Annotated in this window: 18 protein-coding genes; 11 read left to right on the top strand and 7 right to left on the bottom strand. The window is 24.1% G+C overall.

Annotated features, from left to right (window positions below; translation table 4 throughout):
* Nucleotides 1-49: 49 nt before the first annotated feature.
* From EXC66_RS03080 to EXC66_RS03090, 3 genes are all read right to left on the bottom strand, one after another.
* Nucleotides 50-1,339, bottom strand: coding sequence for a hypothetical protein (locus EXC66_RS03080; RefSeq protein WP_006886242.1), 1,290 nt, complete (start codon nucleotides 1,337-1,339; stop codon nucleotides 50-52).
* Between the two features lie 583 nt (nucleotides 1,340-1,922).
* Complete coding sequence (locus tag EXC66_RS03085; protein WP_112579236.1) at nucleotides 1,923-2,936, bottom strand: IS30 family transposase; 1,014 nt, start codon at nucleotides 2,934-2,936, stop codon at nucleotides 1,923-1,925.
* A 399-nt stretch (nucleotides 2,937-3,335) separates the two neighbouring features.
* A complete protein-coding gene (locus EXC66_RS03090) occupies nucleotides 3,336-4,214 on the bottom strand; it encodes a DNA adenine methylase (RefSeq protein ID WP_006886577.1) in 879 nt (292 codons plus the stop codon).
* Between the two features lie 103 nt (nucleotides 4,215-4,317).
* On the opposite strand from EXC66_RS03090, the gene EXC66_RS03095 reads away from it, so the two are divergent.
* The 4 genes from EXC66_RS03095 to EXC66_RS03110 are packed head-to-tail and all read left to right on the top strand — an operon-like array spanning nucleotide 4,318 to nucleotide 6,614.
* Entirely contained in the window at nucleotides 4,318-5,178 is an 861-nt protein-coding gene (locus EXC66_RS03095) for an MAGa7180 family putative nuclease (RefSeq protein ID WP_006886576.1), read from the top strand.
* Nucleotides 5,179-5,213: 35 nt separating this feature from the next.
* Nucleotides 5,214-5,411 carry a hypothetical protein gene (locus tag EXC66_RS03100; protein ID WP_006886575.1) on the top strand — a complete coding sequence of 66 codons (198 nt, stop codon included), beginning with the start codon at nucleotides 5,214-5,216 and terminating at the stop codon, nucleotides 5,409-5,411.
* Between the two features lie 26 nt (nucleotides 5,412-5,437).
* Nucleotides 5,438-6,037, top strand: a complete 600-nt coding sequence (locus tag EXC66_RS03105; protein ID WP_006886574.1) for a DUF6088 family protein — start codon at nucleotides 5,438-5,440, stop codon at nucleotides 6,035-6,037.
* Nucleotides 6,038-6,059: 22 nt separating this feature from the next.
* The gene (locus tag EXC66_RS03110; RefSeq protein WP_006886573.1) at nucleotides 6,060-6,614 is read left to right on the top strand and encodes a hypothetical protein; all 555 of its coding nucleotides are present in this window, start codon (nucleotides 6,060-6,062) and stop codon (nucleotides 6,612-6,614) included.
* Between the two features lie 107 nt (nucleotides 6,615-6,721).
* Here the strand turns inward: EXC66_RS03110 and EXC66_RS03115 are convergent, their stop codons facing one another.
* Nucleotides 6,722-7,168: an IS1/IS1595 family N-terminal zinc-binding domain-containing protein gene (locus EXC66_RS03115; protein ID WP_006886572.1), complete on the bottom strand. Its 447-nt coding sequence runs from the start codon at nucleotides 7,166-7,168 to the stop codon at nucleotides 6,722-6,724.
* 113 nt (nucleotides 7,169-7,281) lie between these two features.
* On the opposite strand from EXC66_RS03115, the gene EXC66_RS03120 reads away from it, so the two are divergent.
* From EXC66_RS03120 to EXC66_RS03140, 5 genes are all read left to right on the top strand, one after another.
* Complete coding sequence (locus EXC66_RS03120; protein WP_006886571.1) at nucleotides 7,282-7,728, top strand: hypothetical protein; 447 nt, start codon at nucleotides 7,282-7,284, stop codon at nucleotides 7,726-7,728.
* 320 nt (nucleotides 7,729-8,048) lie between these two features.
* A complete protein-coding gene (locus tag EXC66_RS03125; protein ID WP_006886570.1) occupies nucleotides 8,049-9,848 on the top strand; it encodes a hypothetical protein in 1,800 nt (599 codons plus the stop codon).
* 555 nt (nucleotides 9,849-10,403) lie between these two features.
* Nucleotides 10,404-10,604 (top strand): hypothetical protein, encoded by a 201-nt coding sequence (locus EXC66_RS03130; RefSeq protein WP_129622378.1) that lies wholly within the window; start codon nucleotides 10,404-10,406, stop codon nucleotides 10,602-10,604.
* Between the two features lie 163 nt (nucleotides 10,605-10,767).
* Nucleotides 10,768-11,199: a hypothetical protein gene (locus tag EXC66_RS03135; RefSeq protein WP_006886568.1), complete on the top strand. Its 432-nt coding sequence runs from the start codon at nucleotides 10,768-10,770 to the stop codon at nucleotides 11,197-11,199.
* Between the two features lie 7 nt (nucleotides 11,200-11,206).
* Nucleotides 11,207-11,467: a hypothetical protein gene (locus tag EXC66_RS03140; RefSeq protein WP_006886567.1), complete on the top strand. Its 261-nt coding sequence runs from the start codon at nucleotides 11,207-11,209 to the stop codon at nucleotides 11,465-11,467.
* Between the two features lie 134 nt (nucleotides 11,468-11,601).
* Here the strand turns inward: EXC66_RS03140 and EXC66_RS04570 are convergent, their stop codons facing one another.
* Both EXC66_RS04570 and EXC66_RS04375 read right to left on the bottom strand, forming a co-directional pair.
* A complete protein-coding gene (locus EXC66_RS04570; RefSeq protein WP_006886565.1) occupies nucleotides 11,602-11,751 on the bottom strand; it encodes an HTH domain-containing protein in 150 nt (49 codons plus the stop codon).
* Between the two features lie 15 nt (nucleotides 11,752-11,766).
* Nucleotides 11,767-11,994 (bottom strand): HTH domain-containing protein, encoded by a 228-nt coding sequence (locus tag EXC66_RS04375; protein ID WP_197722262.1) that lies wholly within the window; start codon nucleotides 11,992-11,994, stop codon nucleotides 11,767-11,769.
* A gap of 439 nt (nucleotides 11,995-12,433) precedes the next feature.
* Here EXC66_RS04375 and EXC66_RS03155 point away from each other — a divergent pair, with 439 nt between their 5' ends.
* Together EXC66_RS03155 and EXC66_RS03160 are read left to right on the top strand one after the other, a co-directional pair.
* Nucleotides 12,434-13,036 carry a type IV toxin-antitoxin system AbiEi family antitoxin domain-containing protein gene (locus EXC66_RS03155; RefSeq protein WP_006886541.1) on the top strand — a complete coding sequence of 201 codons (603 nt, stop codon included), beginning with the start codon at nucleotides 12,434-12,436 and terminating at the stop codon, nucleotides 13,034-13,036.
* Nucleotides 13,036-13,872 carry a nucleotidyl transferase AbiEii/AbiGii toxin family protein gene (locus EXC66_RS03160; protein WP_006886542.1) on the top strand — a complete coding sequence of 279 codons (837 nt, stop codon included), beginning with the start codon at nucleotides 13,036-13,038 and terminating at the stop codon, nucleotides 13,870-13,872. Before EXC66_RS03155 ends, EXC66_RS03160 begins: the two co-directional genes overlap by 1 nt.
* Before the next feature lie 734 nt (nucleotides 13,873-14,606).
* Here the strand turns inward: EXC66_RS03160 and dnaB are convergent.
* Nucleotides 14,607-15,986 (bottom strand): replicative DNA helicase, encoded by a 1,380-nt coding sequence (gene dnaB / locus EXC66_RS03165; protein WP_006886544.1) that lies wholly within the window; start codon nucleotides 15,984-15,986, stop codon nucleotides 14,607-14,609.

A 15,986-nucleotide genomic window follows, 5' to 3' on the forward strand; every position in this document is an offset into this window, starting at 1 on the left:
CTTGTATTAAATTAGAAGATAAAACGAATAAAAAATATTAAAAAAGAGATTAAACTCTTACATAATTAGAGTCAATCTCGATATTATTTGCATTTTTAAACAGACTATAATTAATTTCATTAATTAATGTTTTATACTTACATTTAGACACCGATTCTTTATTTAATCCATATTCTTTACTTAATTTTATAACATTGATAGCATCCAAATCGATTAACTCTTTAATTAATTCTTCACTAATATCTAAATTACTGCTTATTAAATTTTTGTTTATTAATGCATCAAGTTTATTGTTTGGATGTCTATGGATTAAATGATCATCTTTAAAATATCTTATTCAGGCGTTTTTATCAAAACCATCTTTCCTATTGCTTGTGCATGAGTAGAAAAGATTAATGTGATCTAATGGTATGTTGAAGGGTAATGAATCACCTATTTTTTTAAATAAACTTTTTCAATATTCGGGTTTGAAAGCATATTCCGGTAGTTTCGTGATTGTTTCATTAGAAAACATACAGCTTAGAAATAAATGCTGTTTCAGAGCTTTAAGAATTAGTTTTTTACTTTTGAATAAACTCAATATAACTCTCTTATCTTTTCATTCATCGATTTTATCTATTATTCTTGATCTGACTGATATATTTCTAAATACATTTAATTCTCCAATTATATTAATAAATCCACCATACCCTAAACCATAAAAACTCTCTTTTATTTTAAGAAATTTCTTATAAAACTTTTGATTTATTTCTTCTTGTGAATTATAAATTTTAAAAACAAATTTGTTTTCAAAAACAACACGATATAGAATTTTTAAAACTTCTTCATCAAAACCTAAGTGCTTAAACTTATATCCATTGTTATCTAAATAAATTAAAATGAAACAGCATAACGCAAATGTATTTGCAAAAGGCATATATTCATCATTTATTTCCAACATATGAATTGTTATTTCATTATTACAAATATCAATTTCTTCAACAGCTTTTAAAAAACTGTTTTTTATTTTATTTGGATTTGAATCATAAGGGCCTAATTGTAATATATATCTTTGCAAAAATCTTACAACACTTTCTGAATCAAAAATAAAAGTATCTTTTTTATACTTTTTTAACGCTAAATCGAATTCTTTTTTATCTGTTTCTGTAAAGTAAGTGTTATAGTTGTATTTATTCATTACTTTTCAACTAACATATTTATGTTCTTTGTAATAATTTTTATATATCTCTTCAAAATTTGGTAATTCTAAGCAATTGTATTTTCCTAATTCATATCTAATATCAGTACTAATACTCTTAATTTTAGAAAAAACTTGTTCAATATTTCGTGTTGTTCTCATAGACTAATTATATTAGTATTGAATATATTTTTTGTTAAAATCTTGTATTAAATCAGAAAAGAAAATGAATAAAAATACTAGAAAAAGAGATTAAACTCTTACATAATTAGAGTCAATCTCAATATTATTTATTTTTTATGAATGTTTTACAAAAATATCCGGCGAGACTCCTGATTTTAGTAATCTAAAAGGTCATTTAAGTGGCCCAATATTCGTTGATGTAAAAAATTATTATGTTAAGAATAAAAAGATTTATGATGGAGAAGGAAAACATCTAATTGATTAAATAAAATTCTATTTTTTATTTTTCTTTTAAACCTTCAAGTGCAAACACTTCTCTTATGTTTATTTTACACAAAAATTAAATATTTTTTATAAAAAGCCTTGCGGCGCTTGAGCAGATTAGTCCGTCAGGGCGTTTCGCTATTATAATTAGAAAATAAAAAGACCGAGCGTCGTCTGAGCGGAGAGAAAAAGAACCATATTTTGTTTGTGGGTGAACAACAAAAAATCAAAAGCCTCCACGGCGCTTGAGTGGATAAAAAAGATAAAGATTTATGAATTATTGTGGTTATATTACACTCTATCATTCAAGATCAGGTAATTGGTTTAATAAAAATAGTTCTATTTCGTATTCTTGTTCGGCTATTTCTTTAGAGGATTTAAAACCAAAAATTTTTCTCGGCATATTGTTTATTTTATCTTGAAGTTCCTGGATTTGTTCATCTGTTAAATTAGTAAAATCAAATCCTTTTTTATGTTTTCTTCTTATTAAACCATTTATATTTTCATTAGAACCTCTCTGAAATGAACAATATGTCTGTGCTTTATAAATTACTAAATCATTTTCGTGAGCTACTAGTCCGAGAGATTGAAACTCAAAACCATTATCAGAAGTTATTGATAAAAATGGGTATTTTGATTCTTCAATTATTTTCTTTAATACTTTGTTTATTTCAAGAGAAAATTTACTTTTAACCCTTTTTATATAGGTAAAACGTGTTTTTCTTTCGGTTAATGTTAATAAATTATGATGTCCTTTCATTTTTCTTCCGATAACTAAGTCTATTTCTCAGTGACCTCATTTTTCTCTTTTATCAATATCTTTTGGTCTCATAGCAATAGGGTAGACATATTTATTTCCGTTTGTTAATCTAACTTTATAATCTGTTTTTCTTTTACCGTTTTTAACATACGCCTTTCTTAGTCTATTATTCATTTTGAGAACTCAAATATTCGACTTAATCCATTTATAAATAGTTTTTACAGAATAACCTTTTTTATTAGTTTTTTCTTGATAAAGTTTAAGAGTTGCTTCAACCCCGTGATAATTTTTTTCGTAATTTTTAACAAAGAAATCGTTAAATGCTTTGTCTGAATATGCATTGTGATTTCTTGAATAGCATTGTCTAATTCTCATTTTTTTATGTGCATATGATGCATCGTAACATCCATAAATATTAGAATTTCTTTTAATTTCCCTTGAGATTGTACTAACTGATCTTTTAAGCATTTTTCCAATTTCTTTTAGTGTTTTAATTCCGTAATGAATTTGAATTATTAATCTCTCTTCTGGTTTTAATTGTGTATAATTCATATGACCTCATTTCAAATAAATGGTTAAAAGAGAAACTGTTTGCAATCTGTTTGTTTCTCTTTTTTTATTTTAAATCAAAAAAGTACAAACGCAAATACGTTTGCACTTCAAAGTATAATCAAGGAAATTCTATTTTTTAGAATTTTTTTATTTAATAAATCATATAAATAAGGATTTTAATTATATATTGTTAATTTATCCCTTAAAAATATCAAAAAATAAGGGAAAAATAATGGATTAAGGGAAAAGCTAAAACAATTTTTTTCGAAATAAAACACTGTAACTATTATCTTTTTTGAATAATTAAGATTATTTGAAATAAAGAGAACAAAAATAACTTCTTATTTCAATCATAATAACATATAAAAATAAAAAAATGAGAAATTAAATTCTCATTCTTTAATAGTTTTTTACTAAAACTTCGTTCACAGGACCTCGTTTACTTGGATCTGAACAGATCATTCTTTTTGTTTCAACAGTTAAAATTTCATAATCTTTTCATAAATCTCTTATAAAATCACAGTCAGCGTTAGAAAGTAAAAATTTTATTCCTCTTTGTGTTAATTTATCACACTCATTTTTTAATTCTATTTGTTTTTCAGTAGTGAAATCCTCTTTTGTATAATGAACTAACTCAGCATTTGCTGAAACAGGAAAATATGGTGGGTCTAAATATACAAAATCTCCACTATTTAAACGCTTAAACACTTCCTTATAATCTCCATTGATTATTTCTACATCATTATTTTCGTTTAAAAACTTTGATATTTTTCTAATATTTTCATAATCAAAAGTAATTTCGCTTTTATTCCCAAAAGAGCTATTAATTTGTCCTTTTTTGTTAATTCTAATAAGGCCATTAAAACAACTTTTACTTATATAAATAAATCTTGCAGCTCTTTCTACACTACTTAATGATGAAAAATTTATGTTTCTATCTAATGATCTTATTTTGTAATAATAATCTTTTGAATTATTTTTGCCATGTTCTTTTAAGAACTCTATTAACTCTTCTGGATTTGACTTTATTGCTAAGTAAGCATTGATTAGTTCTTCATTAGCATCATTAATAATAGCTTTTGAGGGTTGTAAATTAAAAAATACAGCTCCACCACCTAAAAATGCTTCTATATATTTATTGTAATTTTTAGGAAATAAGGGAAATATATATTTTAATAGTTGTCTTTTACCTCCTGGTCAAACGACAAATGGATTTAATTTTTCAGTTGTTTTCTCTTTTCCTTCAATTTCAATATTTTTTATTATTTCTATACTCAATTTATCCTTTCGACATTAGTTTCCAAAAGAAATTTTACACCAATAATTTAAAATATGAAATTGTTTCCATATTTGTTATAATTGAAACAATTAAAGGAGAAAATTGAAATATAAAAGAAAATTTTACAATCAAAAAGACTACTTTTTAGATGAAAAGAATCAAGTTGTTATTTTATCTGAAGAATTATTTAATACATTAAGAAATAAGGAAGATAAATTTACATCATATAAAAAAATTGGTGGTAGCACTGTAGGAGATGTTTTGGAAGTTGGACACTTCAACACTCAATTTAGTGCCTTCTGCCATATAACAAGATTAAAAATGGACGTTTTGCAAAAGAAATACATAAATGCAGGTACTATTTTGGAACCTAAAATTTTTGATGTACTTAGAGAAACCTTTAAAGGTTTAAACATTATGAATTATAGTGCTAAAGACTATGATTATGATTATTTTGCAGGTAAAGATGAAATAATAGGTGGAGTTCCTGATGGTTATATTCCATCGAAAAATATGATTTTAGAAATTAAAACTACTGGCGCTAAAAATTATGAAACTTGAAATAAGAAAAACGATAATGGATATTTTGAAAACATACCTGCAAATTACATAAAACAAGCACAGCTATATTCATATTTAATAGGAGCTGATAAATACAGTATTGTAGCAGCGTTTTTAGAAGAAGATAAAGGTGATTATGAAAACCCAGAAAATGTTGATTTAAGTCAGAGAAGAATAGCAAATTATACTTTTAAAGTAAATTTAGCTGAAACAAGAGATGATATAAACAAAATAAAGGATTGATACTTTTTTTACACTAATACATTAACTTCACCCAAATATGACTTAACTAAAGATAAAATGCAAGTTGATTATCTACGTTGCAAAAATGAACAAGAATGAGAAGAATTATTAAACAAGTGAAAAGAAGAAGGAAAAGCTGATTTGGATGTAGTTCCTTAATAATTGATTAATATTACAAAAAAGAAAGGAGAATAATGAAGTTATTTTGTTATGGATGTGAAAAATATTTTGAAACAGCAAATAGAAGTTTTTATTTCAAAATTCTTGAACTTACTTTTTGTTCAAAAAGGTGTTATAAATTTATATGAAAAATTATTAAAAGTAAAGAAGAAAATGTTGGTCTAATTAAAATTTGACCAAGAGAATCAAAAACTGAAATTTTGCTAGATTAAAATTTAATCACTAATAAAGGATTATTGTGAACTATAAACAATTAATTAAAGAAAGAATTGAAAACTTTAAACGCGATTATGTTTTTATAATTAGTGATTTTTATGATATTACAAATTACGAAACAATAAAGAGCACGATAAATAGATTTGAAAAAGAGGGATATATAAAAAGAATTTTGCCTGGTTTATTTTATAAACCTTTTTATGTCGAATTAATAAATGAATATAGCATTCCATCCCCTCTAGATGTTGCTAAAGGAATTGCAAGAAAGTATAATTGAAATATTGCTCCATCAGGTGATGCAGCTTTAAACATACTTGGTTTATCCAATCAAGTTGTTGTTAAATATATTTTTATTTCAAATGGAAGATATGCTTCATTTAAATATGACAATTTTGAGATTGATTTTAAAAAAGTGAACAATAAAGATATCAACGATAAGTCTTATTTAAGCGCGTTGATAATACAAGCATTAAAAACTATAGGAAAAAGAAATATAACAAAGAGACAAGTTGAATATTTAAATAAAAAATTTAATGAGAGTGAAAAAAGTTTATTAATGAAAGAATGTAAAACAACAGATGCTTGAGTTTATGAACTTATTAAACTTATTTGTATTAAATAACTAATTAAATATAGGAGAAAATATGACTAAAAGAGAATTTGTTAAAGATCTGATAGAGTGAAAAGAAGAAGTTTTACATGAAATTAGTGATGATCTTTTTGATGAAGAATATTGAGATGATATTAGTGAATGTCGTTTACTAAAAAGAAAATTTTTATTTGAATTTTATGTTAATTTAGATTCAGAGATTAGAAATATAAAAGAAATTATTGATCATATAGCTCAAGCAAATATACCAACTGATTATTGACTCAGTAATTTTTGAACTCATCAAATGCTTGATATCATGGAAGACAAATATAAAGAAAGTAAGAGTTGAGAAGACTTATTGGATAAAAGCTTTGTAGAATATAGTAGAAATTTAATTATTAGTAATTTTGAAGAAATCTTAACTATACATTTTATTGATCTAACACTATTTATAATTGAATATAATGATATTAAAAAACTTAATATTGAAATTAATGATTATGTTAAATTGATTGATAAAAAAGTTAAAGAATTTTGCACAGGAGATTTTCTTAGTAAAAAACTTCCAATTAAAATACCAGAATTAGAAAAATATTTAATTAAATAAATATTTCAAAATAAAATTTATATCCGTATTCGGATGTTTTTTATTACCTTGCAACAGACTTAAAATAAAAAACGTCCTTAATGAACGTTATTTCTGTTGTTAATTGATTAATTTATCAACAAATTACTAATTTTATCATCTAACTTATCATATTCATTTAATTCAGCAAAAACACATCTATATGTTTTATTTTTCTCTAAAAGTTGTGAGATAACTCTCTTTTTTCAGTTATAAATTGTGTTTGTTGAAACACCACAAATTTTAGCTATATCTACAGTAGAAATGTCGCTAATTAAGCATTCTAAAAACTTTGAGAATGATTTATAGCTTTTTTGATGAATATAAAAGAGTGAAGTGTTATTCGTGGAAACAAAAACTTTATTACATTTCTTGCATCAATATTTTTGTTTTCCATTTCTGAAACCTCTTTTTACAATGTTTAATGAACCACAAAACAAGCATTTGATTGAATCATATACTTTTATTTCCTTTTCTTGTTCATTGTTTATTGTTCTCTGTTCAATTCTATTATTAATAACTTTTTCTTGATCCATAAACTCCTTTCTTTATTTTTTTCTTTATATAAATATTTTATCTTATTTATGAAATTATTTCCATATATAGTATATAATTTTTTTGTTTAAGTTTTTATATTAAAAAGGAGAAAATGAAAGAAAAAGAACAAGTTATTAGAATGAATATCTGTAAAGTGGTACAACTTAAATCTAGCTTTGTACAAAATATCAAAAAATGATTAGACATCCCTCAAAGTATTATGCTTTTAACGTCTGATCAAGATCAATACAAAGACAATCCTAATAAAATTGAAGATAATAAAAATGTTTTCTTTTGTCTAGTGGAAGATATTAAAGAATCTAGAAAAAAGAATAATGTTGTTTATTACTTAAAAATTAAAAATAAAGACAAAATGATTGTCTTAAATGAGAATTTTCATATGAAACCGGAAGATATTTATTCTGTTATAGATTGAAACACTACTCCCATTGATATTCCATTTGATGAAAAAATTAAAATATTAGAAAAAATCAAAGAAATTACTAATGAGGATAATGTTAATGAATATAACATATCGATAAAAAAATTATCAAAATAAAGAAGAAAATGACTAGAAATAATTTTAAAAAAACTAGAAATTAGAATCGTTGAAAATGCTCCAATAAAGAAAATTACGTATGAAGAAATGAAAGAATATCAGGAAAAACAGAATAAAGAAAACTGAGATATTATTTGTGAAGTAATGAGAAAACTTTCAGAAATGTAATTGAATACCTTAAAAATAATAGTACAAATAATTAACGCAAAAGCAGAAATTATTAATTCCCGTTTTATGCTTTTTACACTTATTTATAAGTTATTTATATAAAACTATGCTATTTTTAATTAACTTCGATAGCCTCAACAAATAGGAGAAAAATGAAAGAAATAAAAATTAATGATATACATTTAGCACTTTGAAATCCGAGATTTGAAACTATATATAAATTAGATTTTGATTATGTTAAATACTTTAATAAATGAGATAAAAATTATTCATTACAAGAAGAAGCATTGAAAATTTCTGAACTAATAAAAGAAAACATAGATAAATATAAGGAACTTTTTGACTCAGTAAAAGTATTTTTTCATTCAAATTACGAAAAAATTAAATTGATAAAATCAGAAGACAGTTATATAGTTGTTGATGGTAATCGTAGAATTAGTTGTTTAAAAATATTAATGAATTATGAAAAATACCAAAAATGTATTTACGAAATACTTAAAGGAGAAATAAATGTTGAAAGTAGAAATGAATTTATTTCAAAATTAAGTGTTCTTTATATGTTTATAGAACAAAACAAGAGTGATTTTGTTAAACCTACAAAGATATTATTAAATTTTGATGAATGTATTATATATAGTTCTAACAATCAAATTTCAAATTTGTCTTTTAATAAACACTATAGAAAAAATTCAGTAGGATATCTTCCGTGGAATAAAGGAAAATACTATTATGATATCTGGACTATCTTTAATAATGAAAGATTATTTAATTTAGTAGATATTGATAATAAAAAAATTCCTCATATTTTTGGAGAAGATAAAAAGAAAATTTATGAAGACTATAAAAAAGCTGCATTCCTATTTCAATTGTTTAGCAAACCAGCTTCAAAAAACAGAGAATTAAGTATTAGAGATTATTTTATTTCAATACCACCAGATCAATATGAACCAGTTAATATTAGTCAAATGATTGAAAATTTAATCTTATATATTAATAAAAATGTTGATGTTAAAAAACATATTAATTTATATTTTGATGCAAAAAACCGCTGATATATTAATAAAGGTCATTTTGAGATAAAAAACATTTTAAAACTCATTAATGAGTTAAGAGAATCAGAATTACAAATATCTAAATTTAATAAAAAAGAAATTGGTGATGCAGTAAGTATTTTTTATAAACATCTTAATTTAATTAACGATAAACAAGCTAATTTAAATAAAGAGGAATTTGTAAATAATTTTTTATTTATGAGTGAAAATGAATTGAGAAAAACAAGATCAATTAGCAAAAATACAGATATATTAAATCTAATCGATGAAAGACTTTATCAATTTAGTATTTCTCAATCAATCATAAAAGATTTGAAAGCTAAAAAAGCAGATATTCTAATTAAATGAACTACAGAATTAGAAGAAGATATAAGTTTCAAAGAGAGCAAGTTGTTTATCAACACCATTCAACTATCTATTAAACCGATGCTTGAATTAATTGTTAAATTAATGGTATTTAACGGGATATCTGAATACAAATCTGATGTTGAATATTTAAAATTCATAAATTCATTTTTAACAGATAAAGATATAAATAAGAATAGTTTAACTGATATTAAAGATCATTTATTTGATTCTAAAATTAGTCTATTAACAAATATTGATAAGTTGTGTGAAAATAAAGTTTTTAGAAACAGTTTCAATCAATTCTTTAATAGAACGTCAGATATAAAAGATTTTTATAATTTTATATCGGAAAATTGGGAGTGAATTAATTCAAAAATAAATAATATTACTGCAAAAGATTTCAAAATAGCAATAGAAAGCTATAACATATTGATTTCAAAAAACAATGAAATATTACTTAAATTCCTATCAACAACACTAAGAAACCTGAACAAAAATATGATTAATAAATTAGCAAGTGTTGTAAATAAAACTAAGCAATGAGTTAAGTAGATAATCAATTTTAATTATTCAATAGTTTACTTAATCATTTGTATAGCGACAAATGAAAAGACGCGTTAAATTAACTAGAAAAATCTAGTTTTTTTATTTCCTGTTATGAGTGGAAAAAAGTGAAAGTGAAATAAGGAAAAAAGTGAAAGTGAAATAATAGTAATAACACTTATTAACCTTATTTATAGTAATTTATAAATAAAATGTATATTTAAGGATTTTTTATTTAAATATATTGTTAATTTTCTTTTTTCAAAATTATTCCAAACTTAAAATAAATTAAATAAAAACTGAGTAATTACTAAGTATATAATCAATTCTGTGCTATTACCTCTTCGAATACCATTTCTTTAACAAAAATGATTTTTAATGGAATAAGATTTTTGTATTTTGATAAATAATGAATACTATATCCGACATATTATGTGCTCTACAATAGGAAGCTTATATCAACTGGAATGATATTTTTAGTCAAAAGAAAGGAATTGAAATAATATTGTCTTCTTAATTATTTTAATCATTACTTTTACACTTATATTATAGCAACTTTAAAGTGTGAAAGCGTCAATAGAGAATTCAAAATATTTAGTTAAGTTTATTTTAAAACGTCTTTTTACAATTAAAGATGTGCTTTGAGTTTTATTCTTAATTATTGCTGGAGCTTTTGGTTCGTTATTTGGATTTGTTTCATTCAAAAACAGAAAACTCAAAAAACAACTAAAAATAGTACTCCTTAATTTTTCATACCTAAAGTAGAAAATTTATACTAAATTTGCATAGAATACCAAAAATGTATTGGTGTTTTTTAATCTAATTATTTAACTTTTTATGTTTCTACAATAACATCAGTTTTATTTCTATATTTCTGAAATTATTTCCATATATGTTATAATACTCATGATATATAAATAAGGAGTATATGGAAAGTAGAAACAAAATATTAAGAATGAATGTATTAAGAGTATTAACTCTTAAAAATAGTTTTATACAAAAAATAAGAAAAATATCAAATGAAATACCTATGAAGATTATTTTAGTAGGTGTTGGAGCTAATTACAATAATGATGTTAAAAATACATATTTTTATGGAGTGGATGATATTCAAGAAAGCAAAAGCGATAATGATTTTGTAGTTGAAATTAAAGTTAGAAAAAGTACTAAGCAAGTTTTTATTAACAAAATATATAACATTAATAGTGATGATTTATATTCAGTTATTGATTGAGATAAACAGCCTATCAGTATCTCAAAAAAGGATAAAGATGCAATTTTAGAAAAAACTAAAAAGATCGCTAGCGAAGATGAGTTTATGAATAACGATATTTCAATAACAAAATTGTCAAGAATGTAAGGACTGTATGAATAACAAAGAAATTAGAAACAAGTATTTAAAACCATATGAATATGAACGGATTATTAAAGTTTATGAATTGTGTAGCTTTGATAAAGAACATATCATTAAACAAATAAACAGAATTTCATCAAGATTCGAAGCAAAACAGTTATTATCTAATTGTGATCGACTAGTTGAATTAGCTTTATCAAAAGTAATGACTGACTATCAGGATGAATTAGAATACTTTATAACAGTATATGATAAATTATGTGAGTTTGAATAATGTGAATGATAAATTTAAAAGGAGTATATGAAATTCAGTGAATTTAATTGAAATTTTAATAATTTAGATGACGTTCAAAAACAAGCAAAAGATAGACAAATTTATCTTTTTTGTATTACATATTTAATTTAATACTATTCTTCCAGTTCTCAATGACCGTTTCCCCCCTTTCCTACATATTTAATGTTTCGGATTTCATTTATATATCTTGTAATAGTTTTTTCACTAACTCCCAATTTTATAGATATATCTTTACGACTAACCTTATTATTTTGTTTAATCATTTCTTTGATAATTTTTTAGCTTCTTCGTGGGACATTTTGAGAGACATCTTGAGGGACATTTTGAGAAATAATTCAATGACCGTATTTTCCTCATCCAACATATTTAATGCTTGGAATTTCATTTATATATCTTGTAATAGTTTTTTCACTAACTCCCAATTTTATAGATATATCTTTACGACTAACTTTATTATTTTGTTTAATCATTGCTTTGATAATTTTTTTAGCTTCTTCGAAGGACATTTTGAGGGACGTTTAGAGGAATATTTTGAGATGATTTTTTTCTCCAACTTTTTGAGTTGCTATCTTTTTTAGAGGAATGATTGTTTTAAAAATATCCCCTTCCTCAAACAGAGGATCTTGTATTTTTATATTAGTTAATATATGAGTATATAACAGATTTTTAATTTGCATAATTAATTAAAATGATTTACCAATCTAAAATAACCCGTTAGAATATTGATGTGTGATTATTGAAATTTGATATTTCAATAAATAAGTTGCACAACCAACTTGCGAGCATTGCCACACAATAATAAAATAAGGTTGCTTTCTTATAGAGATGGGGGACTGTTGTGAGTAAATGAACCCATTATTTTTTATTTTTAAGCTAATCATATAGTTTTATTGTTCTGTATTTAATTTGAACGAAAACACTTTAAATATATATAATTAAAGTGTTATGGTACAAATAAAAAGTGAATCAGTTTTAAGCGAATTGTCTAAAAAAAATAATGGAGTTGTAAAAATAAAAGATTTAACAGATTTAGGAGTTTCTAAGTCTTCAGTTTATTATTTATTAAAAAAATATAATTATGAAAAAGTCGGAAGTGGAATTTTTCTTAGAAAAGATGCTTGATTTGACGGAATGAAAATATTACAAAAACGCTTAAAAAATGCTATTTTTTCACACGACACAGCATTATTTTTATTTAATATGACCGACGTAGCGCCTTCAACTTATTCTATGACTGTTATAAACGGATATAATACAAGACACTTAAAAAATGATCCAGTAAGAATTTTTAGAACATCAAAATATTTATTTGATTTAGGTATAACTGAAATTGAGACACCTTTTGGTAATAAAGTTAAAGTTTATAATGTTGAAAGAACTATATGCGATTTACTCAGAAATAGAAATAAATTAGACATAAGATTTATTCAGGAAGGATTAAAAAATTTTATTAGAACAAAAAATATAGATTATCGTTTACTTGAAGATTATTCAAGAAAATTTAGAGTTTCAAAAATACTTAATACTTATTTGGAGATTTTACTTTAATGTACAAAACAGCACAATCATTTAAAGATAGCGTTTCTAATAGATCTAAGATAACTGGAATTTCAGCGGAAATATTATTTACTAGATATATGATGGACAGATTCTTAGATAGACTATCAAACTCAATTTATCAACAACATTTTATTTTTAAAGGTGGACTACTTATTTCATCACTTTTAGGTATTAAAAACAGAACTACAATGGATATCGATACTACAGTTAGAAATATTACTTTTTCAAGAGAAAATATCAATTCTATAATAAGTGATATATTAAAAATTGATGTAAATGATAATATTCAAATGAAAATTTGAAAGATTGAAAATATAATGAAAACAAGGGATAATCCTGGTTTTAGAGTAATAATAGAATGTTCGATAGAAAAAACAAAATTTTTTATTCGAATAGATGTTTCAACAGGTGATTGTATTACACCAAGCGAAATTGAATATACATATGAAACATTTATTGAAAATAAAAAGCTTAATTTAAAAACTTATCCTATAGAAACTATATTGTCTGAAAAAGTTCAAACTATCCTGTCTAGGGGTAAAAATAATACAAGAATGAGAGATTTTTATGATATTCACCTATTAGTCGAAACACAGGAATACAATGAAAAGATATTTAAGCAAGCTTTAATAAACACTTGCACAAACAGAAGCTCATTACATATATTAAATGACCCTTTTACTTATTTAAAGGAACTTGAAAATGATGATACACTTTTATCTCTATGAGTGAAATACCAAAATACATTTTCTTATGCTAAAACTGTAAAATGAGAGTGTATTTACAAATCAATTAATAAACTTATAAAAGTACTTGAAGAATAGTCTTAAAATCCAATTTCTTTACTTTTAACACAATAAAACATATGAAAAGCAAAGAAAAATAAGTATATTTAACAAAAAAGTAAAGATATTAATTTAAACCTTGAATAAGGTAAGCAAATTTTTGTTAATTATTAACTAAACTGCTGAATAAAACAAGTTTAGTAGAGTTGTAAAACCTGAAAATATTTTCACAATTCAAAAATATGCGTTATAATTATTATGCCTTAAGGTTTGGGTTCCCACCAAGTAAAATTAAGTGGAAGTATCAAGGTTTGGGATTCGCTCCAAGTAAAATTATGCGAGACTATCAAGTGTTGATTTTCTCTATAAGTAAAATTATGAGAATGATCAACAAATCCTGTTTCAGAAAATAGATTCAGGATAAAAATTTTAATATTAAAATGTTTTACCACTTCTATGAAGTGGTTTTTTATATTCAGTTTAAGAATAAAAAAACCATCTAATTTAAGATGACTCCGTGGTTGGTGAGTTTACAGTTCGCTTAAACATTAGTTCAATAACACGAGTATACAGCGTAAACATACCTGCATAACAATTATATGCTTATTTAAGTTTTTAATAATTTTCTTATCAACATCTACTCATTAATTTTTAATTATTAAAGAGTAGATGTTTGAAAAGTAAATGAAACTTTCATATTTAGTAAAAATGCGTAAATACGCAAAAATTTTAAATGCAAACAAAAAAGTTAGCAAAATAATAATTGCTAACTTCTATTTTATGTAAGGCATTTCACTAAAGCGACTAATATTCATTTGAAATCTTAATTTCTTGTTATCCGTAGCACCTGAACGATATTTTGCAATAATTACTTCAACAATAGAACCAATAGATTGATCTTGTTCAAAAGAAGAATTCTTTTTGTTTTTGTTGTAATAATCATCACGGTAGAGGAATACAACCATATCAGCATCCTGTTCAATAGCTCCACTCTCACGTAAATCACTTAGTAATGGTCTTTTATCTTCCCTACTTTCAACTGAACGAGAAAGTTGAGAAAGTGCTATAACAGGCACATCCAATTCACGTGCTAATTGTTTTAATGTTCTTGAAATTTTAGCTACTTCATTTTGACGATTTTGTCCTTTTGTTTCATCTGAAATTAATTGTAAATAATCAACAATAATTAAATCTAATCCTGTTGTTTTCTTAACCTTTCTTGCCTTAAAGACGATATCTTCCAATTTTGAAGATGTTGAATCATCAATAAAAAGTGAAATTTTATCAATTACATTTTGCTTTGCTGATGCAATTAATCTTAATTCTTCATTTGAAATAAATTGTGGTCTTTTTAATTTACTTGCATCAATTTCTGTAATTGCTGAGTATATTCTACTCATAAGTTGAAATTCAGACATTTCTAAACTAAAAAATAGTACTTTTTTACCATATCTAGCAGCATTAGTAGCTATATTTAACGCAAAAGCAGTTTTACCCATAGCTGGACGAGCTGCTATTACAACTAATTCCCCACCTTTAAATCCTCGAGTATTTTTATCTAATGCATCATAACCAGACGGAACACCAAAAACATTGTTTTCTTTTATTAGTCTTTTATTCATTAAATCATTAAAGTAATTATCTGAAATATCTTTAATGGATTTATATTCATTAGTTTTAACTTTTTCAGATGCATCAGTAATTTTTTTCTGGATTAATGAAACGAAACTTTCAATATTTGTATTTTGTTCAGTTTTAACTTTATATAACATTGATTCTAGTACGGTTTCAATTTCTCTTAGCGCCCTTAAACGATTAAGATGTTGAAAGTGTTGAAATCTGTTTTCAAAAAGACAAGCATTAATAATTAAATTGTGTATAAAATCAATGTTTATTTCGCTATTAGAACTTACAGATGAGAGAACATAATTAACTAATTCTTGGTATTCTATGATAAAGACGTCTTTGTTTTTATCATAGTAGTCCATTAAAGCGTTATAAACTAATTTATTTGCATATGAATAAAAAGATTTTTCGCTTAAAAGATTTTGAGCTTCTTCAAAGTATTTTTTCTCTTTTGAGACTAAAAGCATTCCTAAAACTTTTTTCTCCGCAAATTCATCAAAATGGATCGTTGAATTATTTAAGATCAT

It is taken from the genome of Mycoplasmopsis anatis, from assembly GCF_900660655.1.
Taxonomy (GTDB): Bacteria; Bacillota_I; Bacilli_A; order Mycoplasmatales; family Metamycoplasmataceae; genus Mycoplasmopsis; species Mycoplasmopsis anatis.